Below are 26,425 nucleotides of genomic sequence, written 5' to 3'. Positions count from 1 at the left end.
GCATGTTCGGTTTGCATGGGCGGAGTGGCGGAGTCGTGACGTGACAGGGGTAACATGGCGTTCGCCGACTCTGACCGACTTGTCCTCGCCTTGGTGGCGCGGGCGCCCGATCGCGCCTTGCGCTGCGCGGGAGGATGCATGAACTCGCTGCGTCTCGCCTGCGCCCGCCGCCGGTGGGACGTCACCGCTCCCACCCACCATGAATTCCCGTGATCGTTTCCTTGCCGCCTGCGCCTGCCAGCCGCTCGATCGCCCGCCGATCTGGGTGATGCGCCAGGCCGGCCGCTATCTGCCGGAGTACCGGCAGTTGAAGGCGAAGTCGTCGTTCCTGGAAATGGTCCGCACGCCGGCGCTCGCGACGGAAGTCACGCTGCAGCCGCTCCGCCGGTTCGCCCTCGATGCGGCGATCCTGTTCTCGGACATTCTCGTGATCCCCGAAGCGCTCGGGCAGCCCTATCGGTTTCGCGACGAAGGCGGCATCGCGATGGACTACCGCCTGGAGACGCGGGCCCAGATCGACGCGCTGGCGCCCGCGGACGCGGTGCCGGGACGGCTCCGCTACGTCGCCGACGCGCTCACGCTCATCAAGAAGGAACTGGCGGGCTCGCGCGCACTGCTCGGATTCGGCGGTTCGCCGTGGACGCTCGCGACCTACATGGTCGAAGGCGGGAGCTCCGACGAGTTCGAGCGGATCAAACTCCTTTTCTACACCGACCGCGGCACGTTCGACGCCCTGCTCGAGCGCATCACGAGCGCGCTGATTGCCTACTTCAAGATGCAGATCGAGGCCGGGGCCGACGCCATCCAGATCTTCGACTCGTGGGGCGGGATCATCGCCGGTGCGGATTACGAGGCTGCCTCGCTCCGCTGGATCCGCCACATCGTCAGCGCGCTGCCGAAGGACTTCCCGGTGATCCTCTACGCGAAAGGTACGGCCCCGCAGATCAGCGACCAGGCGTTCACCGGCATCCGCGTGCTGAGCGTCGACTGGACCAACGACCTCGCGATGGTGCGCCGCGTGCTCCCCGCCAATGTCGCCCTCCAGGGCAATCTCGATCCTGTGCTGCTCAACACCACACCGGAAATCGTGCGGCACGAGGCCGGCCGGCTGCTCGAATCGATGGATGGGACCGTCGGGCACATCTTCAATCTCGGCCACGGCATCATGCCGCAGGCCAAGATCGAATGCATGCAGGCGCTGCTCGACACCGTGACCGGCTGGAAACCCCGCGCGGCCTGAGCAGACCCGGGACGGCAGGATCTCTTGGGCCAGCGCGACCGGGCGTGCCCGCGCTGGCGGACGCCACGCTTTCCACCCGCGCAATCCCCGAGCAAGGCGTCGCAAGGGTTGCGCAGCCGGGAGCGATCGGCCACGGTACCCTCTCCCATCGTGAGCGCCTCCCCCTCTTCCACGTCCCCGGCCGCCAAGTCTGTCGCCATCCTCGGCGCCGGCATTACCGGGCTTGCTGCGGCGCACCGGCTGGCGACGCGCGGCTACCGCATCCGGGTGTTTGAAGCGTCGGACCACGTCGGCGGCTCGATCCGCACCGAGCGCTCCGACGGCTGGCTCGTTGAAGGCGGCCCCAACACGCTGCTGGGCGGCGATCCCGCGCTGAACGAACTCATCGCCGAGGCCGGTCTCGCGGACGAGCGGGTGGAAGCCAACGCCACGGCGCGCAACCGGTTCATCGTGCGCGGCGGTCGTCCCCTCGCCGCCCCGCTGTCCCCCCCGGCCGCCATCACCACGCCCCTCCTTTCGTTCGCGGGCAAGATGCGGATCTTCGGCGACCTGTTCGCGCGGCGCCGCGTGCGCACGTCCGACATCAGCCTCGAGGAGTTTATCGCCGCCCATTTTGGCCAGGAGCTCGTCGACTACGCGCTCAACCCCTTCGTGAGTGGCGTGTACGCGGGCACGCCGAAGAAACTCTCCGCCCGCCACTCGTTCCCGCAGCTCTGGGAACTCGAGCAGCAGCACGGCTCGATCATCCGCGGCCAGATGGCGGCGGCAAAGGCGCGCAAGGCTAGCGGCCAGCCCCGCCCGAAGCGCGGAATCTTTTCGTTCCGGCAGGGCCTCGCCGCGCTGCCCCAAGCGCTCGCCGCCAGCCTGCCGGTCGGCACCCTCACGCTGAACGCGCGCGTCGAAGCCCTCGTGCCCGGCCCGGCCTGGAGCGTCGTGTGGCGCGGCACCGAGCCTGGCGCCCCGACGCAAACCGACACCTTCGACCTCGTCCTCTCCGCCCTGCCGGCCGCCGGCCTCGCGCAGCTCCGGTTCGGTACGCTCGGCGAACGCCCGCTGGCGTCGCTCGACGCGATCGATCATCCGCCCGTCTCCTCGTTGTTCCTCGGCTACCGCCGCGATCAGGTCACGCACGCGCTCGACGGCTTCGGCGTGCTGGTGCCGGAGATCGAGCACCGTTCCGTGCTCGGCATTCTCTTCTCCTCGAGCTTGTTCCCGGGCCGCGCGCCGGACGGACACGTGGCGCTCACCGTCATGGCCGGCGGCATGCGCCAGCCCGAGATCGCCCGGCTGCCGGAGGAGAAGCTGCTCGCCACCGTCGACCGCGATCTGCGGGAACTGCTTGGCGTCAAAGGCGAGCCGGTGTTCCGGCGGCACAACTTCTGGCCACGGGCGATCCCGCAATATAATCTCGGATACGAGCGCCACCTGGAAACCATGGCTGCCGCCGAGCGCAATCATCCGGGCTTTTTCATCGGCGGCCAGGTACGCGACGGCATCGCCGTTCCCGCCTGCATCGCCGCCGGCGAGAAGCTCGCCCAGCGCGTCCTCCGGGCCTGATCCCGGCCCCGCCCGACACCGTTTGGCTCGCGCGTCTTTTGGGCCCACGATCGCCCCTCCGGACGACCGACGCCGGCCCCCGCTTCGGACGCAAAATCGGCCCCGGTTCCGGGCTGCGGCGGGTCGTTGCAGGAGCGTGGGTTGTGCAATCCAAACCCAGGGAAAATTCCGCCTGCCTCTCCCCTTGACTCTCCTCGGTGCGGACCTAGCCTCGCGCACTTTTCGTTGGCATGGCCCAAGACCTGAAAGACACGCTGCAGCTGCCAAGAACTGACTTCCCCATGCGCGCCGGGCTGGCCCAACGCGAGCCGGGGCGAGTCGCTCATTGGGAGAAAACCGGACTCTATAACGCAATCCAGCGGAAGAACTCCGCCGGCCCCGTCTTCGTGCTTCACGACGGACCGCCGTTCACCAATGGCGACGTCCACATTGGCACCGCGCTGAACAAGGTGCTGAAGGACACGGTGATGCGGTACAAGTCGATGCGCGGCTTCCGCACGCCCTACGTCCCCGGTTGGGACTGCCATGGCCTGCCGATCGAGCAGAAGGTTTCCCGCGAGATCCAGGAAAAGAAGCTCCAGCTCACCACGGCCGAGATGCGCGCGCGTTGCGACGCCTTCTCCGAAGGCTGGATTGCCAAGCAGACCGGCCAGTTCAAGCGGTTGGGCGTGCTCGGCGAGTGGGACGCGTCTTACAAGACCAAGGCGCCCGCCTACGAGGCCGACATCATCCGCACGTTCGCCGCCTTCATCGAGCGCGGGTTGGTCTACCGGAGCAAGAAGCCGGTGTACTGGAGCATCCCGTTCGAGACCGCGCTCGCCGAGGCGGAGATCGAGTACAAGGACCACGTTTCCCCGTCCATCTGGGTCCGGTTCGCGGTGCCCGCCGCCGAGGCCACCAAGTTCGGCCTGCCCGCCGACAAGCCACTGGCCGTCGTGATCTGGACGACCACGCCCTGGACGATTCCCGCCAATCTCGCGATCGCGGTGCATCCGGATGTTGAGTACGTCGTCGCCGACCTCGGCGGCGAACGCCTCCTCGTCGCCGAGCCGCTGCTCGGTTCCGTGCTTCAGGCGGCCAAGTTCGCCGGCACCCCCGCAATCGTGCATCGCGCCCGCGGCGCCACCCTCGAGCACCTCGCCCCGCGCCACCCCTTCATCGACCGCGCGTCGCCGGTCGTCCTGGCCGATTACGTCACGACCGACAGCGGCACCGGCTGCGTGCACACCGCGCCCGGCCACGGTGCGGAAGACTATCTCACCGGCCTCAAGTACAAGCTGGAGGTCTACTGCCCCGTCGGTGACGACGGCCGGTACGTGGACGACGGCCGCGTGCCCGCCGACCTCGTCGGTCTCAGCACGCTGGAGAGCGTCGAGGACCTCGCCGCCAAGCGCACCTCGCCCGCCAACATCGCGGTGCTGAAGAAGCTCGCGGCCGCCGGCGCGCTGCTCGCCAAGGAGCGGTTCCCGCACAGCTACCCGCATTGCTGGCGCTCGAAGACCCCGATCATTTTCCGCGCCGTCGACCAGTGGTTCGTCTCGCTGGACAAGGATCGCATCCGCACCAAGGCCCTCGCCGAGGTCGAGCAGATCGCGGCCAATCACGGCTGGATTCCCGCCTGGGGCGAAGCCCGCATCCGCGGCGCCGTTGAGTCGCGTCCCGACTGGTGCATCAGCCGTCAGCGCTCCTGGGGCGTGCCGATCCCGGCGTTCTACGACGCCCGGAAGCAGGCTTACCTCGATGCCGGGGTCGCCCGCGCCGTGGCCGACAAGATCGCCACCGCCGGCACCAACCTCTGGTACAATTCCACCGCCGCCCAGCTTCTCGAGGGCGTGACGCTTCCGGCCGGCTGGCCCGCCGCCAGCGAGCTCACCTGCGGGCGCGACACGCTCGACGTGTGGATCGACTCCGGCTCGTCCCACGCCGCGGTGCTGCGCCGCGCGCACGGCGGCACGCACTGGCCCGCCGACCTCTACCTGGAGGGTTCCGACCAGCATCGCGGGTGGTTCCAATCCTCGCTCTGGACGAGCGTCATTGCCTTCAACTCCGCTCCGTACAAGGCGGTGCTCACCCACGGCTTCATCGTCGGCAAGGACGGCAAGAAGATCTCCAAGTCCGGCCAGTACGAGAAGCCGCCGACCTCCGACAACTACGTCAACCAGTACGGCGCCGACGTGATCCGGCTCTGGATTGCCTCGCAGGATTTTCGCGAGGACATCCGCGTGTCGGATCTCGACAAGGATCTGAAGAATCCGAGCAGCATCCTGAACGTGGTCGCCGAGAGCTACCGGCTTTTCCGCAACACGTTCCGGTACCAGCTCTCGACCCTGTTCGATTTCGACCCGGCGCAGGACCTCGTGCCCGTCGCACAAATGGACACGCTGGACCGTTGGGCGCTGCACCAGACCGCGCAGTTGATCCGCGAGTGCACCGCGGCCTACGAAGCCTACGAGTTCCACCGCGTCTACCAGCTCTGCAACCAGTTCTGCTCGGTGACGCTGTCGGCGACCTACCACGACGTCCTGAAGGACCGGTTGTACACGCTGGGCACGCGCGCCCCGCTCCGGCGGTCTTCGCAGACCGCGATCTACCATATCTTCCGTTCGCTCGCGCGGCTGCTCGCGCCGGTGCTCACCTTCACCTGCGACGAGGCCTGGAGCTACGCGACCGCCAAGGTCGAGTACACCAACGACTCCATCCACCTGCAGTCCTGGCCGGAGGCGCCGGCGGAGTGGACCGATGCGGCGCTCGAGGCCGAGATGGCCGCCCTGCTCCGCATCCGCACGCAGGTGAACGAGGCGATCGAGCCCCAGCGCGCCGCTGGCAAGCTGGGCAAGTCCCTCGACGCCGCGGTGGAGATCACGCCCCCCGCCGGCGATCCCACCACCGCCGCCCTCGAGCGCCATCGCGCATTTCTCCCCGAACTTTTCATCGTGTCGCATGTCGGGCTGGGTTCGGCTTCGGGAGCCCAGTTCAACGTTTCGGTTCGTCCATGCGCCGAGCATGGCTTCGTTCGCTGCCCACGCTGCTGGCGCTGGGTGCCAACGGTCGAAACCACGCCCCACGGGGCGATCTGCCCACGTTGCGCCGAAGCGCTTAAGTCGTAGATTGCACCGTCCCAAAACTCCCCATGGCCACCAAAACCAAGGCTCACGCCAAGAAACCCGTCCCGAAACCCGCCCCTCACAAACCCAGCCATAAACCGGCGAAGGTTGAGGTGAAGCATCCGGTTCCGGCGGCCCAACCCGCAACCCGTTCCCAGACCATGGAAAAACCTTCAAAGAAATCCGCCCTGCGCGACAGCATCCTCAAGCGGAAAACCGCTTCGAAGCCGATCGCCTTCAGCCTCGACGAAGCCCGCGCCATCGCCCAGACGGTCTCCACCAAGACCGAATCGCCCTTCCCCAAAACCGCCAAGAACGCGCCGGCCAAACCGGCGGCGAATCTCGAAAAGGCGGCCAAGCCGCAGCACATCAAGGCCGCGTCGCTCGCCGATATCCTCGGCTTCAATCCCAAGAAGGGAAAGCCCACCGAGACGCTCGACGAGAAGGACGTGCCCGAGAAGTTCCGCCGGTACTACCGCCTCCTCCTCGACCTGCGCTCCAGCCTCACCGAGGGCATCGAACGCCACTCGGAGGAAACCCTGAAGCGCTCCTCCAAGGACGACGCGGGTGACCTTTCCGCCTACGGCCAGCACATGGCCGACGCCGGCACCGACACCTTCGACCGCGACTTCGCCCTCAGCATGGTCGCCAGCGAGCAGGAGGCCCTCTCCGAGATCGATGCGGCCATCAAGCGCATCCGCGAAGGCACCTACGGGATCTGCGAAATCACCGCCAAGCCCATCTCCAAGGAACGCCTCCTGGCCGTGCCTTTCACCCGCTACTCCGCCGAGGCCCAGAAGGAGATCGAGCGCAACCGTCACCGCACCCGCACCCAGCCCGGTCTGTTTGCCGAAATGGGCGAGGAAGGCGGCAAGATGGCGGACGACGAGGGCGGCGAGGACTGATCCGGTTCCAGCCATGCTCCACGGCTGACGGCCGCGCATGTCCGACACACCTCCCAGCCCACCGCCGGTCACGGCGGCCACCCCGCCGGTTGCGCCCGCGCGCCGGCCCCTGCCGCAACGGCTGCTGCGCTACCGGCAGCTTTGGCTGCTCGCGCTCACGGTATACGCGCTCGACCAGCTCACGAAGCTCTGGATCGTCGCCCGGCTCCCGTTCCCCACCTACGGCGAGGCCTCCGGCGCAATCCCGGTGATCCCCGGCTTCTTCAACCTCGTCCACGTCGGCAACACCGGCGCGGCTTGGAGCATGTTCTCCGGCCGCAGCGTGATGCTGGCGACCCTCGCGGTCGGGACCCTCGCCGCAATCTTCCTCTGGCGCCGCGCGCTCGGACTCCACCAGCGCGCCGCGCAGATCGCCTTCGGCCTCCTCTGCGGCGGCATCGCCGGCAACCTCACCGACCGGCTGGTCTATCGCCACGTGATCGATTTCATCGATCTGCACTTCGGCGACTACGTTTACCCGACGTTCAACGTCGCGGACTCCGGCATTTGCATCGGCGTGATCGTTTACCTGTGGATCTCGCTGCGTACCCCGCAGCCCGCCGCACCGACCCCGCCGACGCCGTAGGGCGCCGCGCTCGCCTCCCGCGGCCAGCTGCACTCCGCGCGCCGGACCGGCGGACCTCCTCGCCTACTCCACGTTGGCCATCTGCTCGCGGATCCGCTCGAGCTCGTTCTTCAGCTCAATGACGGACCGCGCGATCGTCAGATCGTTGGCCTTGCTGCCGATCGTGTTCACCTCCCGGCCAATCTCCTGCAGGAGAAACTCGGCCTTGCGGCCGATCTCGCCATCGGACTTCAGCAGCGCCGTGAACTGTTCAAAATGGCTCCGCAGGCGCGTGATCTCCTCGCTGACGTCACAGCGGTCGGCGAACAGCGCGATCTCCCGCAGCACGCGCTCGTCATTCAGGTCGAGCTCCAGCCCGGCCTCGCGCAGCCGCTTCATCAGCTGTTCGCGGTAGTGCGAGGGCACCTGGGGCGCCCGCGCGGCGATCGCCTCGACATATCGGTGCAGCGTCTGCGCCCGCTTGATGAAATCGACGAACAGCGACTCGCCCTCCTTCGCGCGCATCGCGGCAAACGCCCGTAGCGCGGCCGTGACCGTGGCACTCACCACAGCCTGCGCCCGCTCCGCCGGAGGCAACAGGTCCTCGCGCTTTTGCGCATTGGCTACCTCCCAGAGGAGCTCCGCAGTCGGCTCGAATTTCACGCCTGACTGCGCTGCAAAACGTTCCAGCCGCTCCAGGGCTTCCGCGGCCGCATCCTCGTCCCACGCGGTCGCAGCCGCCGACTTCTCACCCGTCATCTCGATGCTGACGTGGACCTTGCCGCGCGCGGCAAATTTGCGCACGAGTTCGGCGACCACCGGCTCCAACGCCTCCCACTCCTCGGGAGCCGCGATGGTAAGGTCGAGGGTCTTGCGGTTAACGGAGCTGACTTGGACCGTCAGCGTGTGCTCCTCTAGTGCGGCCGTGGCCCGGCCGTAGCCTGTCATGCTGCGCATGAGAGGGATGTAACAGGTATCAACCAACCCGTGGCAAGGCTGCCGACCGATTTGGTCGTCGCACCACCCGCGCAGCTTGGGGAATCACAGCGTCACGCCCAGAATCTTGGCGACCTGGTTCACGTCCTTGTCCCCGCGTCCGGAGAGGTTGATCACGATGATCTGGTCCTTCCGCATCTCTTTCGCGCGCTTGAGGCCGTGGACCAGGGCATGGGTGCTCTCGAGCGCCGGGATGATGCCTTCGAGGCGTGAACAAAGCTGGAACGTCTCGATCACCTCGTCGTCGCAGGCGTACGCGTACTGCACGCGGTTCCGATCGCGGTAATAGGCGTGCTCGGGGCCGATCGCCGCGTAGTCCAGGCCCGCGCTCACCGAATGCGTCAGCTCGATCTGCCCATCGGGGTTCTGGAGAATGTAGGTTTTGCTGCCCTGGAGCACGCCGAGTTTGCCGCCCTCGAAGCGGGCCGCGTGTTCGCCGCGCTTGATGCCGCGGCCTCCCGCCTCGACTCCGACCAGGCGGACCGAGGGTTCGTCGAGGAACTCGAAGAAGAAGCCGATCGCATTCGAGCCACCGCCCACGCAGGCCACCATCTCGTCGGGCAGGCGCTGCTCCCGCGCCAGGATCTGCTCGCGCACCTCCTGGCCGATCACCCGGTGAAAATCGCGGACCATCATCGGGTACGGGTGCGCGCCGAGCGCCGAACCGAGGATGTAGTGGGTGCTGCGGACGTTGGTCACCCAGTCGCGCATCGCCTCGTTGATCGCCTCCTTGAGCGTCTTCTGGCCGGCCTCCACCCCGCGCACCTCGGCGCCCATCAGCCGCATGCGGAAGACGTTCAGGGCCTGGCGTTCCATGTCCACCGCGCCCATGTACACGACACACTCGAGACCAAACTTGGCGCACACCGCCGCCGTCGCGACGCCGTGCTGGCCGGCCCCGGTCTCGGCGATGATCCGCTTCTTGCCCATGCGGCGCGCCAGCAGGGCCTGGGCGAGCGCGTTGTTGATCTTGTGCGCCCCCGTGTGCAGCAGGTCCTCGCGCTTGAGGTAAATCTTCGCCCCGCCCGCATACTCGGTCAGCCGCTCCGCGAAATAGAGCTCGGTGGGGCGTCCCGCGAACTCCTTCAGGTGGTGCCGCAACTCCCGCTGGAACTCCGGATCCTGCCGCGCCGCCGCGTACACGTCCCCGAGTTCCTGCAGCGCCGTCATCAGGGTCTCCGGCACAAACACGCCGCCATAGCGGCCAAAGTGACCGCCCGCGTCAGGCAGGCTGAAACGATCGGAGGGGGAGGACGAGGAAACGGCGGACATGCGAGCGCACGGTAAGGCCTGCGATCGATGGCGCCACTTCAAACTCTTCGAACTGTGACGAGCGTAAAATCGTCCCGCTGTGGCGTGCCGCCGGTGAAGCGTTCGGCCGCCGCCAGGACCGCGTCGTTGACCGCCCGCGGGGGCAGCGCAAAGGCCGCCACGACCATGTCGGCCAACCGCGCGCCCGAGAACTCCTTGCCGTCCTCATTGGGCGCTTCCGTCAGCCCGTCGGTGTAGAGCACGCACACGCTCCCCGGCTCAAAACGCTCGGTGTGGTCGGCCATCGTCTCGGCGAACATCGCGTCCGGCACCATGCCCACCGCCATGCCCTCGCCCGCCCCGAACTCCGCCCGCACGCGACCGGCCGCCGGATCGCGCCGCACGAGCAGCGGGCACTCGTGGCCCGCCCGCGCATACGTCAGCTCGTTGCGGCGCACATCGATGATCGCGTACAGCAGCGTGATGTAGAGCTGGCCGTGGCAGTCGCCGCCCATGGTGCGGTTCAACTCCACCAGCGCGGCACCGGGCGACGTGTGGCGCGGCGCGATCTGGCGCAGGTGCGTCCGGCAAATCGCCATCAGCAGCGAGGCCGGTATCCCTTTCCCGGAGACGTCACCCACGACCACGCCGAGCCGCTCCGGTGAGAGCGCGAAGACGTCGTAGAAGTCGCCGCCCACCTTCTGGGCCGACTTGTACCGGGCGTTGAGCTCCACGCCGTCGAAGCGCAGCTCCTCCCGCGGCAGCAGCATCTGCTGGATGCTGCTCGCGAGCGAAAGATCGAGGTCGAGCTGCCGCCGCTCCATCTGCAGGTGGAGGAACTCGGCGTTGTGCAGCGCGAGCGCCGCCTGCTCCGCGAGCGACTCCATCAGGTGAAACTCCGCCGGCGTGAACCGGCGGCCGCCCGCCGGGTTGGTCACGGCGAGGACGCCGAAGAACTGCCGGCGAAACACCAGCGGCACCACGATCACCGAACGTACCCGCAGCGCCGGGTCGTCGTGCTTGACCATGCGCGCATCGGCCTCGGCGTCGGCGAGCAGCTCGCCGCGCCGGTTCCGGGCGACGCGCCCGACGATCCCCTCCTCCACCGGGAACTCCTCCGCCTTCAACACGTGCTCGAGAAACTTGGCGCGCGTCGTCAACGCCGCCTTCACCTCGTCGGTCAGCGGCCGGTGCGGCGGAAACAGGCCCTCCACTGCCACGCTGCGCATGGTGTTCCGCGACGTGCGCACGAAGAAGCAGCCGCTCAGCGCGCCGGTGCAGATGATCGCCGCGTGGACGATCCGCTGCTGCAGCTCCTGCCGCGACAGCCCTGCGCCCAGCGCCTGCGTCATGAAATGCATGAAGTCCAGCAACCGCTGGCGGTCCTCGCGCAGCCGGCGCGCCGCCACCGCTGCGGCGTCGGCGGACCGCCGCGCCCGTCGCAGGCTAAGCGCGACCGCGAGCAGCAATGCCAGCAGGATGACGGTGAGGACGGGATGGGACATGGCGAAGCGGGCGCGGAACCGGCCTCGGCGCCAGCGCTCGAAAGCTTACGAGGCCAAGGAGGTACCGCAGCCGGCACGTTGGGGCGGATCGCCTACAGGGCAAAGCCAAATGCCGCGCGGACCCAGCGGCCGGAGATCGGAAGCCAGAAGCCTGAACTCAGAGGTCAGAGGCCTGAAGCCAGAAGCCGGATTTTAGAAATCAGAGGCCGGCCGCCGTTCGCGCCGTCACTGCTGTGCGACGCGCGAGCGCAGGAACGTCAGCACATCCTGAAACTTGGAGCGGTTTTCCTCATCGACGCTGATGAGATGCTCGTGCGCCTCGAGGACCTGGCGCGCCGTTTCAATCTCGCTGCGGGTCTTGCAGGCGAGCGGCGTGTTGCAGTTCTCCAGCGGCGGGACCGCCTCGCCGGAGTCCAGCGTGAGCAGGCGGTGCAGGCCAAGATTCCGAATCAGCTCGAGGTTGCGCGGGCCGGGCCGCGCCACGACCAGACTGCCCGCCGGCGACGTCTTGCGCAGCTCGATGGCGGCGCCCGCCAGCATGCCGAGAAACGTGCTGTCCATGCTCGCGCACGCCCGGAAATCGATCACGAAGCGGTTCTTTCCCCGCTGCAGCATCTCCAGGATAAAATCCCGCAGGCATCCGCTGTTCTGGAAGCTCGCGCGCCCGTCGATGCGCACGACCACCGGGTCGGAGTACGCATCCACCAGATACACGGGTTTGCCAGCGTCGGTCATGGGAAAATTTCCGGTTCTACGTCTGGAATGTTGCTGTTTCAGGAGGCGGGGCAAGTGCGCTCATTACTCAATCGCCCCGCCCGCCGGCCCGCTTTAATGTCAACCGGATGCGGAAACTGCCTATCCCCCTGGCCGTCAGGCGCGACCCAGGATCTGGCGCAAGACGTACGGCAGGATACCGCCGTGCTGGAAGTACTCGATTTCAATGGGCGTATCGATGCGGCACCGGACCGCGACCATGTCAATCCGCCCATCCTTCCGCGTGATGCGGAGCGTCAGATCCTGCTGCGGCTTCAACGCGGGGCTGAGGCCCAGCACATCGTAGGTCTCCGCGCCGTCGAGCCCGAGGGTCTGCGCCGTGGTGCCCTCCTTGAACTGCAGCGGCAGCACGCCCATGCCGACAAGGTTGGAACGGTGGATACGCTCGAAGCTCTGCGCGACGACCACCTTCACGCCGAGGAGGTTCGTGCCCTTCGCGGCCCAGTCCCGGGACGAACCCGTGCCGTATTCCTGCCCCGCGACCACGATCAGCGGCGTGCGATTGGCCAGGTGCCGCGCCGAGGCGTCGAAGATCGCCATCTTCTCGCCCGTCGGCTGGAAGACGGTGTTCCCGCCCTCCTCGCCCCCGAGCATGAGATTCTTGATGCGCACATTGGCGAACGTGCCGCGCACCATCACGCGATCGTTGCCACGCCGGGAACCGTACGAGTTGAACTCCTCGAACGGCACGCCGTGCTCCGTGAGGTAGCGGCCGGCCGGCGAGCTCTTCTTGATCGCTCCCGCCGGTGAGATGTGGTCGGTCGTCACCGAGTCGCCGAAAATGCCGAGCGCCCGCGCGCCCTTGATTTCCTCGATGACGCCGGGGCTCATCGAGAAATGGGTGAAGAACGGCGGCTCCTGGATGTACGTCGAGTTCGGGTCGAAGGCGTACACATCGCCCACCGACGCCGGGATCTCGTTCCACTTCGGATTCTGCGCCGCGAAATCGGTGTACAGCCGGCGGAACACCTCCGGCTTCAGCGCCGCCTGCAATTGATCGCGCACCTCCTGCAGGGTCGGCCAGATTTCCTTGAGGTAGACGTCACGGCCATCGCGGCCGCGGCCGATCGGCTCCTGGCTCAGGTCGATGTCGACCCGGCCGGCCAGCGCGAACGCCACCACGAGCGGCGGCGACATCAGGAAGTTCGCCTTGATGTTCTGGTGCACGCGGGCCTCGAAGTTGCGGTTGCCCGACAGCACCGACGCCGCGACCAGGTCGTTCTTCGTCACCGCCTCCTCGATCGCGGGGTGCAACGGACCGGAGTTGCCGATGCAGGTCGTGCAACCGTAGCCGACGGTCTGGAAACCCAGCTGGTCGAGGTACGGCTGCAGCCCGGTCTTGTTGAGATAGTCGGTCACCACGCGCGAGCCCGGGGCCAGCGACGATTTTACGACCGGATTCACGCGCAGGCCGCGCTCCACCGCCTTCTTTGCCAACAGCCCGGCCGCCAGCATCACGCTCGGATTCGAGGTGTTGGTGCAACTGGTGATGGCCGCGATCAGCACGCTGCCGTGGCCGACCTCGCCGTCGATGCGCGCCGATTTCAGCGACACCGGATCGGGCGTTGGACGGTTGTTCGCCATCTCGCGCTCGGTCGTCACGCTGGTGTTCTTCACCTCGGCCGCCGCGCCCGGGACGCTTTCCTGGCTGCCGCCGCCCGAGGACGGACGCGTCCAGCCGGCGCCTTCCACGTGAATGCTGCGCTCCAGCTCGGTGGACTGCTTGCCGAAACCGTTCTCGGCGATGGGACGTGAAAACGCGCTGCGGAACTCCTGCCCGAGCTTCGGCAGCTCGATGCGATCCTGCGGGCGCTTGGGACCGGCCACGCTCGGCACGACGCTGCCAAGGTCCAGCTCGAGCTCGACCGAGTAGTCGATCGCGCCGCGGGGCGGCACGCCCCACAGGCCCTGGGCGCGATAGTACGCCTCATAAAGGGCGACCTGCTTCTCATCACGGCCCGTGGCGCGGAGATAGTTGCTGCACTCGGCATCGATCGGGAAGAACCCCATCGTCGCGCCGTACTCGGGCGCCATGTTGGCGATCGTGGCCCGATCCACCACCGGCAGCGCCTGCGCGCCGGGCCCGAAAAATTCGACGAATTTCCCGACGACCTTCGCCTTGCGCAGCATCTGCGTGACGGTGAGCGCGAGGTCGGTCGCGGTGACGCCTTCGCGCAACGCCCCGGTGAGGTGCACGCCGACGACGTCCGGCGTCAGGAAATACACCGGCTGTCCGAGCATGCCGGCCTCCGCCTCGATGCCGCCAACGCCCCAGCCCACGATGCCGAGGCCGTTGATCATCGTCGTGTGCGAGTCGGTGCCGACGAGGGTATCGGGATAGCAGACCCCCGCCGCGTCCTTGAGCACGCCCTGCGCGAGGTACTCGAGGTTGACCTGGTGCACGATGCCGATGCCGGGCGGGACGACCTTGAAGGTGTCGAACGCCTGCATGCCCCATTTGAGGAACTGGTAGCGCTCGCGGTTGCGCGCGAACTCCAGCTCGAGGTTCTTCTTCAGCGCCTCAGCCGAGCCGGCGAAGTCCACCTGCACCGAGTGATCGACGACGAGATCCACCGGCACGAGCGGCTCGATGATCTTGGGATTCTTGCCCATCCGCGCGACCGCCGCGCGCATGGCCGCGAGGTCCACCAGCAGCGGCACCCCCGTGAAGTCCTGCAGCACGATGCGCGCGACCACGAAGGGGATCTCCTCCGTGCGCTCCGCTTTCGGCTGCCAGCTCGCCAGCGCGCGGATCGCGCCTTCCTGCACTCGCGTGCCGTCGCAGTTGCGCAACAGCGACTCGAGCACGAGTCGGATGGAGACGGGCAGGCGGGAAACCTTGAAACCGGTCCGCTCCAGCGCCGGGAGGGAATAAAAGCGGAAGCTCTCACCGCCAGCGGCGAACGTCTGGAGGGTGTTGAACGGATTGGGGATGCTCGGGTGGCTCATGGGGAGTAGGGACAGTGAGGGTGCGGCAACAGGGGACGTGACAACGCCGGGCGGCGGAGGTCCGCCGCCGGTCATGTCGCCGTCGTCGTGCTGGCCTTATTTGGCCAGGGCGGCCTTGATCGCCACGAAATTGGGCAGGTCTTTCGGCGTCGGCGTTTGCTCGGCGTACTTCACGATGCCGTCCTTGCCGATGACGAAGGCCGCGCGCGCAGCCGTGTCACCCACGCCCGCCAGCATCGGGAACACCACGTCGTAAGCCTTGATCGTGGTCTTGTTCAGGTCCGAGAGCAGCGTGAGGCCGATCCGGTTCGCCTTGGCCCAAGCCTCCTGCGCGAACGGGCTGTCGACGCTGATGGCATACACCGTCGCGCCGAGCTTCTCATAGTCGGCCAAGCCGCCCGACTGGTCGCACATCTCCTGCGTGCACACTCCGGTGAACGCGAGGGGGAAGAACAACAGGACCGTGGAGCGCTGCCCGAAATTCTCGCTCAACTTCACATCCTTGAGACCATCGGCGGTCTTCGTCTTGAGCGTGAAATCAGGTGCGTGGGTACCAACTGGAATAGCCATGGGAGTCGTGTGGTTAGGAATCGCCGGACAGCAATGGGCCGCCGGGAAACGGAACGTTGTGTCGCCCTCTGAGCCGTCGCAAATCGAAATTCCACGTAACAGGAGGGTTACTGTTTTCACCCCATCGGCCATAAGCCGCGCTGCCAGCACGCGCTCAAACCCGCCGCAGGGGCGGAAAGGGACGCGACCTTGAATCCATCGCGGCGACTCCGGGGTGCAAAAGGGGTGCCGCCCGGGCGGATTTCTGTCCCGCGAGGGGCGCAATGCGTCACGCGTCCGACGGGTGGCTCAGCCTATCGCCCCAGTTTCCACGCAATCCGCGCGCAGAATCCCGCGCCCCTTTCGCAAATCGCGGTGCTCGGATGGACTCAGGCCCGCCCCCCACCCCCGCTCTCACTCGCGCTCCCTCTCACGTTCACCCTCACTCTCACTTTCACTCTCACTTTTACTTTCACTCTCGTGCCCCTTGACGGTCCCGCCCTGCGCCGGGTTAACTCCCCCGCTTCTGCCATGACATTCATCGAAGACCTCCAGTGGCGCGGCCTCCTGGCCGACTGCACCGACCTCGACGCGCTCACCAAGCGCCTCAGCGAAGGGCCGGTCACGCTCTATTGCGGCTTCGATCCCACGGGCGACTCGCTGCACGTCGGCCACCTCATGGGCCAGCTCACCCTGCGCCGCTTCCAGCTCGCCGGCCACCACCCGCTTGCGCTCGCCGGCGGCGCGACCGGCATGATCGGCGACCCGTCGGGCAAATCCGCCGAGCGCAACCTGCTCACCCGCGAACAGCTCGCCCACAACGTCAGCTGCATCAAGGACCAGCTCGGCCGGCTCCTCGATTTCAACGTCGCCGGCAATCCCGCCCGCCTCGTCGACAATGCCGACTGGACCGCGCCACTCAGCTACCTCGATTTCCTGCGCGACGTCGGAAAGTACTTTTCGCTGAACGTCATGCTCGCGAAGGACTCCGTGAAGTCCCGCATGGAGGGCGACAACGGGATCAGCTACACCGAGTTCAGCTACCAGTTGCTGCAGGCCCACGATTTCTACCACCTCCGCAAGACCTACGGCTGCGAGCTGCAGATCGGCGGCTCCGACCAGTGGGGCAACATCACCGCCGGCACGGACTTCATCCGCCGCAAGCTCGGCGTGCCCGCCTGGGGCTGGACGTTCCCGCTCATCACCAAGGCCGATGGCACCAAGTTCGGCAAAACCGAGGGTGGCGCCGTGTGGCTCGATCCCAAGAAGACGAGCCCCTACAAGCTGTACCAGTTCTTCGTGAACACAGAGGACGCCAAGGTCTCCGAGTACCTGCGCAAGTTCACCTTCCTCACGCGCGAGGAGATCGAGGCCCTCGAGGCCCGGCACGCCGCCAATCCCGGCGCCCGCGAAGCCCACAAGGCCCTCGCCCGCGAGGTCACCCGGCTCGTGCACGGCCAGGCCGCCCTCGAGGGCGCGCTCAAGGCCAGCGAGATCCTCTTCGGCGCCGAGATCGGCGACACCTCCGAGGAGACGTTCCGCGATGTGGTCGGCGAAGTGCCCACCCGTGACTTCGAGCGCGCCAAGCTCGAGGCCGCAGCGGCGCCGGTCACGATCATTGACCTCCTCCTCGCCTGCGGGCTCGCCCCTTCAAAGGGTCAGGCGCGCAAGGACGTCGAGGGCGGTGGTATCTACCTGAACAACGTCCGGTTCGCCGAGCTCGGCCGCACCGTCGCGACGTCGGACCTGCTCTTCGGCAAGTACCTGCTTCTCCGCAAGGGCAAGCGCAGCTACGCCGTCCTGCACGTGCGCTAACCGGCATCGGTCGTCGGGTGCGCGAGGCCCTGCGCCAGGTATAGCAACTGGGCCCGCCCCCGGGCCGAGAGGTCGGGCATCCGAAACAGGATGCGCTGCACGATCGGCCCCAGCACCGCCCGGTGCACCGCGCCGGTCCGGGATAGCGCCCGGACCGAGGACCAGTCCGCCCGCCGGACCAGTGATTCCATGACGCAGGTGATCCCGCCTTCCGACGCGCCGCCGTCCACCAATCGTTCGATCAGATCAGGCAGGATCTCCGGCGAGTAGCCCACGGGAGTGATGCCGGCAAACTCGGCGCTCAGCGGCCGCCCGTCGGCCAGGCCTTCCACCTCCCCCACCAGCCGCGCCAGCCGGTCGAAACCTCCGATCAGCAGCGACTCGTGCTCGAGGGTACGCGCCCGAACCGACACCGCTGCGGCAGTGTGCGCATGCGCCTCACCGACGTGCCCCCGGGCCGCATGCTGCGCCGCCCAATGCAGGTGCCCGAGCGAGAGCAGGACGAGGCCGCGAGTCCGGCTCGAATCGACGGCCAGTTCCTCGCCCGGTCGCAGCCAGTCCGTGACCGCCCGCCGCGCCCGCTCGATATCGGTCGCCGGCGCCCGCATCGCGAAGGTCTGCAGCGCCTCCGACAGGTCCAGGTTCTGCGTCACCATTGCAAACGTGAGCGGCGCCGCCGCCAGGAGCGCCTCGCCGGCCTCGCGCCACATCAGCTCGGCGCACCCTCCGACAAACCGCGCCTCCTCCACCCGAAGCTCACGTCCGGCGTACTTGATCGCGAGCCTCATGGGAGGTTCGCCCCCTTGGCGCCACCCTCCACCGGCGCCGCCGGCGCAGGAAACTGCCGCAGCCACTCGCGGGCCGGCGCACTGATCCGCGCCCGCGGGTCGAGCGCCAGCGCGCAGAAGTGACTCCACAACACCCCGGCCACCGGCAGCCGCGCCAGCAACGCATCATCGGCGTGCCACATCAGCTCGCCCACGAGGTGATCGCACAGGGTTGGGTACTGGTCCGTCTTCGCCGCCACTTCCAGCAGGCGCACGGTCACCGCGAGCGCCTCGGCCAACTCTCCCGGCTCGCGCCCCCCCGCATCCCTCGGGCGAGGGGCAAGCGCCTTCCGCCGGACCAGCATCGCCGCAACCAAGGTATCCTCGATCACGATCTCGATCACCGCCTGCCGCAATTTGCAGCCACCCGGGATGGCCATCGCCGCATAGCCATACTCCTCCATCCCCGACCAGTGCCGCTCGTCCAGCGCCCGCGTGTACCCCGCGATCGCCAACCGGAAAAGCCGGTCGCACACCGCCCATGGCAATGCCTCGGGTTCACCCCGCACTCCGAGAATCCGCGCCAGCTCCCCCACGATCGGGTGCGGCGCCGACGCCGCGAGCATGCCCGCAAGTTGCAGGGTTTGCGCCGGCAGCGGCTTGTCCGCCCACACCGGCATGTCGCGCAGCGCGCCCAGCGGACACCGCCAGTCGCCGACCAGCGCCACTTCGCAGCACGTATTCAGAATCCGGTTCCAGTTGATCACGGCAACGCGCCCCTTTCGCGCTTACGCAGTGATCCGCCACCTTCGCTCTTGAGCGTGTGCCTTACCCTAGGCCGCGAGCGCTTCTCGCCGCCGGCCGCTGAGTGACGATCACCGCGTTTCATTGGCCGACGACATGGCCATACGTTGATTATCAGCGCCATACCAACTTTCCATCTGAGGTATCTCAGAATGCCTTCTGGGCCCGGCCAACGCCCTTGCCCCAGTGTTTCCCCTAGCCCGCGACGGACGATGCCCGCAGTCGGCGCAGCAAATGGCCTACGCCGATCGGAACGCGTCGCTTCTCCCCAACGGGCGCAGCCCGTTGCTTAGCAGCCTGCGGACATCTTCCGCAGGGTGCTGCTAGTGCGAGAAAGCCCGGAGCTGCGCGAGGCTCTCCTCGAGCGCACGCTGGCGCAGCTTGAGTTGTTGCCGGTGCGCGCTGCTCTCCGGCTCGCACAGCGGGGACGCAAACGCGCCGACCAGGGCGCCGGCGAGCGCGAGCGCCACGACCCACACGATGAATTCGACGACGGCCGCGCCGGTCAGCGACGTCCCCGTCCCGGCGCCCACGATGCAGCCGCTGGGACACACGCCGATGAGCACCGCCACGAGCGAACAGGTTTTGATCTCGTCGCCCCGCGGCCGCGACCGCGCCGGTTGCGCGAGCGTGCGTGCGACATCCGCACTCTCCGCCGACACCCGGGCCAGCGCCCGCACGCGAAACCGATCCATCGCGGCGTTCAGCGTCGCGCGCGCGCGCGCGGCCTGCGACTCCGCCAGCGCGAACGCGTTGAGGCTCTGCTTGGCGCAGTTGGCCTGGGCCTCGTTCAGGAGCGACGTTGCCGTCGCAATCTCCGAGGAGGCGAAGTCGACCAGGCGGTAACCGCCGACCTGCAGTTGCTGCACCCGCTCACATTCGCGCCGGGTTGAATCGATCATGTCGGCCGCGGTCAGCCGCGATTTTTGGAAACGACTGATGAGCGCCGCAATCAGGCCCGCCGCCTCGTCCGCGTTGGCCTCGGCCCGGCGGTAACCATGCACCGTATCGTCCGCGAACGTCTGGTTCGCGAGTTCGGCCAGCGCAGCCGACTGCGCGATCGCGTTGGCGACCGACTCCTCCAGGTCCGGGCTTTCGCGGTCGAGCCCGAGCGCGGCATTCTGATCCGCCACCCGCTGCAACGCCGTCTTGGCCCGCCGCCGCGCGTGCAACTTCACCGACTCGGTGCATTCCACCAGGACCTCCTGGTACGCGGTGAAGTCTCCGTCGGCCGACGCCTTCATGGCGTACGCAGGATCGATCTCAATCGCACGCTCCACCACGGGTCGCGCTTCGTCGATGCGTTCCAGGTGACACAGGATCTTCGCCATCTGGAAATGTCCTTCCGCCATCGTCGGCTGCAGGGCCAGCGCGGCGCGCGTGTGTACCTGCGCGGCTTCGAACCGGCCCGCCGCGTAGCAGCTCCAGCCCGCGGCCAGCCACGCGAGCGCCGCCTCGAAGGTGTTCTCGCGCGTGGCACGTCGCGCCGCCTGCATGAACGCGTCCTCGGCTTTCGCCAGGTCCACGAGTTCGGGATCCCGATTGAAGAAGCTGCCCAGCCGCAGCACCCCGGCCAGGAAGAAGGGGCGGAAGTCCGCCTCGCCCGACTCCACCCCGGCATCGACCGGCTGGAGAATGCCCTGCACCTGTTGAAACGCCTGGGCGTATCGCTGCTGCTTCACCGCATCGCGCGCGACGTCGAAACGGGTTGCCGCCGTGAGTTTCGCCGTGACCGGCTGCGCCGCCGCCTTCAACCGGTCGAGCGGATCCGCCAGCGCGCCACAATCGAGCAGTTCCTCACTGCGACCCCACTCGAAGCTGACATCGAGCTGCCGCGGGCGCTCGGGCTGGGCGGTGGCGGATTTTCCCGCTACGGGCACGGCCGCCAGCGCCTCTGGGCGCGCCACGGTCGGCAGTCCGCCCAACAGGTCCTGAATCTGGCGGTTCGGCATTGGGGCAACGCCCCGCCCGCCTGCCTGCAAGTATGCCAGGTAGGAAAGATCGGGGCGGTGTACGTAGCCAGCCATGGGACCTTGCCGAAGTTATGGGCCGCGACGGCGCGAAGGTAGGCGCCGCACAGCGAAAGAGATTGTCTTTACGCTGTTTATATCGGCCGCCGCCGGGCTCACCGTAGTCGGTGATTCCCCTAAATTTCTGCGCCTTTTCTCCCAGCCGAGGTGGGTAGTTCTCCCCCGGCGTAGGCTGCCGTCACTCAGAAGAACATCGCTTCGCTTAACGCCGCTTCCGGCTCGAGCAGGCTCACCATGGCCGGCAGGACGGTTTTTCCGCCTCCGAAGCTCGCCTCGAATTTTGCATGCCGCGTCGTCAGGTCCCCCTGCCAGGCAAACGCCTGCGCGGGGTCGTCATACGCGAAGCGAACCGCCAGCCGCGGGCCGTCGTCGGCGTCGTCCGAAAGCGTGAACGTCGCCGCCTCTCCGCGGCAGCCATCCGCCAGACGTTCGCGAAGCCAGCGGCTCAGAGCGCGCGCTTCCGCCACCAAGCCCGCGCTGTGCGTCACTGCCACCTGACGCAGTCCCTTGCCCAGCAGCGCCGGCGGATATGAGGCCAGGAACTGGCCGAGCGATTGCCGCACGGGCAAAATTCGCGCCAACGCCAGGTCGCGCAGCGCCTCGGGGCGAGGCCAGGGATACGTCAGCGCGTCTTCCGGCGCCGTGGCGCTGTCGATCATCACGCGCCGCGCCCGCCGCAGCAGGTACTGGTAATCCGCCAGCTTTCCGCTCTGCGAGAACCGGTGCGCCCAGTAATAGAGCGGCAGGTCCACCGAGAGGCAGATCGAGACCTGATCCTCCAGATACTGCCGGGCCGTCCGGGGGTAGCTCAGCAACACGAATTCCACGCACCGCTTGTCGCTCTTCGAGCGGCCCAGGAAGCACTCGCCATAGATCTTGGCCCGCATCTCCAGGCGGTCCGGCGTCTCGTTCACCAGCGGGCAAAGCACCACGATCCGGCTCGGGTAGCGCTGCGCAAACCGCACCACGGTCTGGAACTGCCGCACGGCGTCCTCGGGCGTGGTCTGAAAGCCGAGGTGCAGCACGAAGTTCACCTGCGTGGCCTTGGCATCGTCCGCCGTCGGGGCCGCTTCGCCCCGCGCCGCCGTGTCGACCCACATTGCATCGAGGCGGCGGTTGATCTCGCCGACCGGTACCTCGATTCCAGGCAAGGCATCAAAGATCGCAGACATGGCGCGCGTTCAGGGTTGTCTCCAGGCGTCGCCCTGCGCGGCGAGCATCTCGTCGGCGCACTTCGGCCCCCAGGAGCCGGCGGCATACGTGCCCATGCCTTCGCGTCCCGCCTTGGCCCAGGCCTCGAGGACCGGCGTGTAGAGCCGCCAGGACGCCAGCGCCTCGTCGCCGCGAATGAACAGCGTGCCGTCCCCGATCATCGCATCGAGCACCAGCCGCTCGTACGCCTCCGGCGTATTCGAGCCGAAGGTCGTGGCGTACCGGAAATTCATCTTCACCGGCTGCGTCCGCGTCTCCAACCCCGGGATCTTCGTGTTGAGCACGAGGCTCATGCCTTCATCCGGCTGGATCTGGAACGAGAGCGTGTTCGCGGCGAGGTCGAACCGGCCGTCGTCGTCGTTGAACAACGTGCCGGGCGGGCGCTTGAAGTTGATCGCGATCTCGCTCACGCGACGCGCCATGCGCTTGCCCGACCGCAGGTAGAACGGCACGCCCTGCCAGCGCCAGTTGTTGATGCTGAGCCGGATCGCCGCGTACGTCTCCGTCTTCGAGTCCGCCGCGATGCCGTGCTCCTCGAGATAGCCCGGCACCGGCCGGCCCCCAATCATCCCGGTCGCGTACTGCGCCCGGGCCACGTCGCCGCCCGGCCCCAGCTCCAGCGGCTGGATGGCGCGGAGGAGCTTTACCTTCTCGTCGCGGATCGCCTCGGCCTCGAGCGACACCGGCGGCTCCATCGCGGTGAGCGCGACGAGCTGCATCGTGTGATTCTGGATCATATCGCGCAGCGCGCCCGCCTGCTCGTAGTAGCCGCCGCGCGTGCCCACGCCGACCTCCTCGGCCACAGTGATCTGCACGCTGCGGATGAAATTGCGGTTCCAGAGCGGCTCAAAGATCGCGTTGGCGAAGCGCTGGACGAGGAGGTCCTGCACCGTCTCCTTCCCGAGATAGTGGTCGATCCGGTACACCTGCCGCTCGGAAAAGACCGATTGCACCGTCTGGTTCAGCGCCTCCGCGGAGGCGAGGTCCCGGCCAAAGGGTTTCTCGATGATCACCTTCGAGTGCAGGGGATCGTTGGCGTGCCGCGCGGCGAGCCCGCTGGCGCCGAGTCCGCGCACGATCGGGGCAAAGACCGAGGGCGGCGTGGACACGTAGAACAGCGCCTGCATGCCCCGGCCGAGCTGCTTCTCGAGGTCGTCGATGTGCGTCGCCAGCCGGCCAAACGCCTCCGGGTCGTCGTAGCCACCCGCCACGTAGCTGGTATGCCGCGCGACGCGCTCCCACTCCGCGTCATCCAGTTCGCGGCGCGAGAACTCGCGAATCGCGTCGGCCGCGAGCTTGCGAAAGGCGTCGTGCGGCATCGGCGTGCGGCCGTAGCCCACCAGGAAGAAGTCCGCCGGCAGCAGGTTGTCGCACGCCAGGTTGTACACGGCCGGAATCAGCTTGCGCGCCGTCAGATCGCCCGACGCGCCGAAAATCACCACCACCGTCGGCGGGGCGCCGCGGTGATTGCTCAGCCCTTGGAGGAACGGATGTCGGTCGGAGTCGGCCATGGCGGGTATGACGTTTTGACGGAAAGACGGAGGTGCAAGGGAAATGCCGTTCCCGTGCGCTGCAACCTCATGACGCCGATCACCCTGCCCTGCGTCATCGCGGCTACCACCAGCGGTAGTCCTTTCCAAACAGCGGCACGCGGTCGAAATGCCGGATCTCCGGCTCGCCCCGCGTGCCGTCCGCCGCCGGCACCGGGATCGTGACCTCCACGACGTCGAAGCGGAAGAACGGCGGCGCCGGCCGCAACCGGCGCAGGTACGACTTCGCCGCCCGGGCCAGCACCCGCTTCTTGCGCGCGTTGACCGCGTAGTAGCCGGAAACGCGCGCCCGCTCGGAGCGCGCCTTGACCTCGACGAAAACCAGCACGTCCCCGTCGCGACAGACGAGGTCCAGCTCCTCCCGGCGATCGCGCGGGTTCCGCCAGTTGCGCGCCACGATCGCAAAACCGCGTTCGCGCTGCAGCCAGTCCGCCGCGAGACGCTCCGCCCACGCGCCCGTATTCGGACGCGCAAGCCACTGGCGCAGGCGTTGCCAAAGTTCTCGCAGCATGAGGCGGCCGCGCCCGCCGCGTATCCAGCCGGTGCGCGCCGCTTTCGGCATTGCGGCACCCTTCCGGCTCCGTGACAATCCCGCAGGTACCCCGAACGGCCTCGCTCATGGCTTCATCCAACATCGCCGGAACGCTGCGGCGCTCCCTGCTCATCAAGGTCATCTCCAAGCCAGCTCCCAGCCGGGAGGACGTGGCATCGGTCATCGAGCTCACGGCCTCGAAAGTCGTCGAAGCCCTTCAGGCGCAGTCGATGACGTTCTACCTCGTCGAGGGGAATGACATCGTCTTCAAGCAGGTCTACTACTCGCCCACCCTGTGGGCCAAGGACGCCGCGCTCGAGAAACGCTTTCAGGAGACCGCCGCCAAGCTCCTCACGCTCAAGGTCCCCATCGGCAAGGGCATCGTCGGCCGCGTCATCCAGTCGGGCGAGCCGCTCTTCTTCCGCCGCTCCGACAGCCAGGAGCTCATGTCCTCCATGGCGCGCACCACCGGGTTCGAGGTGCGTTCGATGCTCACGGTCCCGCTCAAGACCAACATCACCCTCGGCGCGATCCAGGTGCTCAACAAGGAGCTCTCCGCCGGCACCGACGGCGACTTCACCGAGAAGGACCTCGCCCTGCTCCAGGAGGTCGCCGAGTACTCCTCCGCCCTCATCCACCGCATGGTGGACCCAAAGTTCGTCCCCAACGCCGAGGACACCGCCCGCTTTGTCGCCAAGCTCACCGAGCTTCCGCTTGTCACCAAGGCCGAGCAGGTCGAGTTCGATGATAAGTTGATCGAGGTCGTCGGCGACGCCGTCATCCGCCGCGAGGGCATCCTGCCCCACAAGCGCCTCTCGCCCAACACGGTCGCCGTGCTGATGACCAACCCGCTCGATTACGCGAAGCGCGAGTCGTTCAGCCAGGCCACCGAGCTCGCCATCGACGAGGTCAGCGTCGTCTCCGCCACGTTCTTCGAGACGCTGCTCAAGAAATTCTTCAAGGACGCCAAGGGCCCGGCCGCCGCCGGCGGCGACGAGGTCGACATCGGCTCGGTCGCCGAGGTGATCAGCAACGCCTACAACGCCGACCACACTGAGGTCTCCGCCGCCGACCTCGAAAACGAGGAGTCAGCCCCGATCGTCCAGCTCGCCAACCGTATCATCGAGGACGCCTACATCTCCGGCGCATCCGACATTCACATCGAGCCGATGGAGAAGGAGCTGCTCGTGCGGTACCGCATCGACGGCCTCTGCCAGGAGAAGATCCGGCTGCCGAAGCAGGTGACAAACTCGCTCACCACCCGGCTCAAGATCATGTGCAACCTGGACATCTCCGAGCGCCGGTTGCCGCAGGACGGCCGTATCGTTTTCAAGAAGTACACGAAGAAAAACATCGATATCGACCTCCGCGTCGCCACCGGCCCGATGAGCCACGGCGAGAAGGTCGTGATGCGCATCCTCGACAAGCAGAAGAGCACGCTGCCGCTCCCCGCCCTCGGCTTTTCCGAGGAGAACCTCGCCAAGTACCGCGAATGCATCCGCCAGCCGTATGGCATGATCCTGCACTGCGGCCCCACCGGCTCGGGCAAGTCGATGACCCTCTACTCGGCGTTGGGGGAAGTGAACACGCCCGACGTCAACATCCAGACCGCTGAGGACCCGATCGAGTACACGCTCGGGGGCATCAACCAGATGCAGATGAACCGGCAGATCGGGCTCACGTTCGCCCGCGCCCTGCGGTGCTACCTGCGCATGGACCCCGACATCATCCTCGTTGGCGAAATCCGCGATGAGGAGACCGCCGGCATCGCCGTCGAGGCCGCCCTCACCGGCCACCTGCTCGTCTCCACGCTCCATACCAACGACGCGCCGTCCACCGTCACGCGCCTCGTCGAGATGGGCATCGAGCCTTTCAACATTTCCGCGTCGCTGGTCTGCGTCTGCGCCCAGCGCCTCCTCCGCCGCGTCTGCAAGAACTGCAAGATGCCCTACGAACCCGAGGGCCGCGAAAAGGAAATCCTGCAGAAGGCGATCGGCTGGAGCGGACAGGTCTTCAAGGCCAACCCCCAGGGCTGCCCCACCTGCGGCGGCACCGGGTACAAGGGCCGCGTCGGCATCCATGAGTTGATGACCAACAGCGAGCAGCTCACCGAGGGCATCAACAAGGAGATCGAGGTCGCCGAGTTGAAGCGCATCGCCATGCGCAACGGCATGAAGACGCTCCACCAGGACTCCATGCTCAAGGTGAAGATGGGCATCACCACGATGGAAGAGGCCCTGGCCAACGTGCCGCCGGACCTGATCCTCTGAACTGCGGTCGT

At 67.3% G+C, this 26,425-nt stretch carries 19 protein-coding genes; 7 read left to right on the top strand and 12 right to left on the bottom strand.

What is annotated here, in order from left to right; translation table 11 throughout:
- Positions 1-199: 199 nt before the first annotated feature.
- The 5 genes from hemE (at position 200) to lspA (ending at position 7,431) form a co-directional block, all read left to right on the top strand.
- The gene (gene hemE / locus DB354_RS21695; protein ID WP_107837722.1) at positions 200-1,240 is read left to right on the top strand and encodes a uroporphyrinogen decarboxylase; all 1,041 of its coding nucleotides are present in this window, start codon (positions 200-202) and stop codon (positions 1,238-1,240) included.
- A gap of 150 nt (positions 1,241-1,390) precedes the next feature.
- The gene (gene hemG, locus DB354_RS21690) at positions 1,391-2,797 is read left to right on the top strand and encodes a protoporphyrinogen oxidase (protein ID WP_233256723.1); all 1,407 of its coding nucleotides are present in this window, start codon (positions 1,391-1,393) and stop codon (positions 2,795-2,797) included.
- A 230-nt stretch (positions 2,798-3,027) separates the two neighbouring features.
- A complete protein-coding gene (gene ileS / locus DB354_RS21685) occupies positions 3,028-5,904 on the top strand; it encodes an isoleucine--tRNA ligase (protein WP_107837721.1) in 2,877 nt (958 codons plus the stop codon).
- Positions 5,905-6,062: 158 nt separating this feature from the next.
- Positions 6,063-6,806, top strand: a complete 744-nt coding sequence (locus DB354_RS21680) for a TraR/DksA C4-type zinc finger protein (protein WP_107837720.1) — start codon at positions 6,063-6,065, stop codon at positions 6,804-6,806.
- A 37-nt stretch (positions 6,807-6,843) separates the two neighbouring features.
- Positions 6,844-7,431, top strand: coding sequence for a signal peptidase II (gene lspA / locus DB354_RS21675; RefSeq protein WP_107837719.1), 588 nt, complete (start codon positions 6,844-6,846; stop codon positions 7,429-7,431).
- Positions 7,432-7,494: 63 nt separating this feature from the next.
- Here the strand turns inward: lspA and DB354_RS21670 are convergent, their stop codons facing one another.
- The 6 genes from DB354_RS21670 to DB354_RS21645 all read right to left on the bottom strand — a co-directional run bounded on the left by DB354_RS21670 (position 7,495) and on the right by DB354_RS21645 (position 15,455).
- Complete coding sequence (locus DB354_RS21670) at positions 7,495-8,367, bottom strand: YicC/YloC family endoribonuclease (protein WP_107837718.1); 873 nt, start codon at positions 8,365-8,367, stop codon at positions 7,495-7,497.
- Positions 8,368-8,451: 84 nt separating this feature from the next.
- Complete coding sequence (gene trpB, locus DB354_RS21665; protein WP_107837717.1) at positions 8,452-9,678, bottom strand: tryptophan synthase subunit beta; 1,227 nt, start codon at positions 9,676-9,678, stop codon at positions 8,452-8,454.
- A gap of 38 nt (positions 9,679-9,716) precedes the next feature.
- Positions 9,717-11,162, bottom strand: a complete 1,446-nt coding sequence (locus DB354_RS21660) for a GAF domain-containing SpoIIE family protein phosphatase (protein WP_107837716.1) — start codon at positions 11,160-11,162, stop codon at positions 9,717-9,719.
- A gap of 225 nt (positions 11,163-11,387) precedes the next feature.
- Complete coding sequence (locus DB354_RS21655; protein ID WP_107837715.1) at positions 11,388-11,897, bottom strand: STAS domain-containing protein; 510 nt, start codon at positions 11,895-11,897, stop codon at positions 11,388-11,390.
- 135 nt (positions 11,898-12,032) lie between these two features.
- The gene (locus DB354_RS21650; protein ID WP_107837714.1) at positions 12,033-14,885 is read right to left on the bottom strand and encodes an aconitate hydratase; all 2,853 of its coding nucleotides are present in this window, start codon (positions 14,883-14,885) and stop codon (positions 12,033-12,035) included.
- A gap of 96 nt (positions 14,886-14,981) precedes the next feature.
- Positions 14,982-15,455: a redoxin domain-containing protein gene (locus tag DB354_RS21645; RefSeq protein WP_107837713.1), complete on the bottom strand. Its 474-nt coding sequence runs from the start codon at positions 15,453-15,455 to the stop codon at positions 14,982-14,984.
- Positions 15,456-15,965: 510 nt separating this feature from the next.
- Here DB354_RS21645 and tyrS point away from each other — a divergent pair.
- The gene (tyrS, locus tag DB354_RS21640) at positions 15,966-17,249 is read left to right on the top strand and encodes a tyrosine--tRNA ligase (protein WP_107837712.1); all 1,284 of its coding nucleotides are present in this window, start codon (positions 15,966-15,968) and stop codon (positions 17,247-17,249) included.
- On the opposite strand, the gene DB354_RS21635 is transcribed toward tyrS, so the two are convergent.
- The 6 genes from DB354_RS21635 to DB354_RS21610 all read right to left on the bottom strand — a co-directional run bounded on the left by DB354_RS21635 (position 17,246) and on the right by DB354_RS21610 (position 24,123).
- On the bottom strand, positions 17,246-18,037 hold the full coding sequence (locus tag DB354_RS21635; protein WP_107837711.1) for a hypothetical protein: 792 nt from the start codon (positions 18,035-18,037) through the stop codon (positions 17,246-17,248). The genes tyrS and DB354_RS21635 overlap by 4 nt on opposite strands.
- Positions 18,034-18,783, bottom strand: a complete 750-nt coding sequence (locus tag DB354_RS21630; RefSeq protein ID WP_146180367.1) for a hypothetical protein — start codon at positions 18,781-18,783, stop codon at positions 18,034-18,036. The genes DB354_RS21635 and DB354_RS21630 overlap by 4 nt, the downstream gene beginning before the upstream one ends.
- Positions 18,784-19,143: 360 nt before the next feature.
- Complete coding sequence (locus DB354_RS21625) at positions 19,144-20,772, bottom strand: tetratricopeptide repeat protein (protein WP_107837709.1); 1,629 nt, start codon at positions 20,770-20,772, stop codon at positions 19,144-19,146.
- A 260-nt stretch (positions 20,773-21,032) separates the two neighbouring features.
- Positions 21,033-22,022, bottom strand: a complete 990-nt coding sequence (locus DB354_RS21620; protein ID WP_107837708.1) for a glucose-6-phosphate dehydrogenase assembly protein OpcA — start codon at positions 22,020-22,022, stop codon at positions 21,033-21,035.
- Between the two features lie 9 nt (positions 22,023-22,031).
- The gene (zwf, locus tag DB354_RS21615; RefSeq protein WP_107837707.1) at positions 22,032-23,573 is read right to left on the bottom strand and encodes a glucose-6-phosphate dehydrogenase; all 1,542 of its coding nucleotides are present in this window, start codon (positions 23,571-23,573) and stop codon (positions 22,032-22,034) included.
- 103 nt (positions 23,574-23,676) lie between these two features.
- Positions 23,677-24,123: a YraN family protein gene (locus DB354_RS21610; protein WP_107837791.1), complete on the bottom strand. Its 447-nt coding sequence runs from the start codon at positions 24,121-24,123 to the stop codon at positions 23,677-23,679.
- Between the two features lie 107 nt (positions 24,124-24,230).
- Here DB354_RS21610 and DB354_RS21605 point away from each other — a divergent pair, with 107 nt between their 5' ends.
- Complete coding sequence (locus DB354_RS21605; RefSeq protein ID WP_107837706.1) at positions 24,231-26,414, top strand: ATPase, T2SS/T4P/T4SS family; 2,184 nt, start codon at positions 24,231-24,233, stop codon at positions 26,412-26,414.
- Positions 26,415-26,425 lie beyond the last annotated feature (11 nt).

The organism is Opitutus sp. ER46, assembly GCF_003054705.1.
Lineage (GTDB): Bacteria > Verrucomicrobiota > Verrucomicrobiia > Opitutales > Opitutaceae > ER46.
The sequence above is the reverse complement of the archived record's forward strand: the minus strand, read 5'-3'. Positions and strand labels throughout refer to the sequence as shown.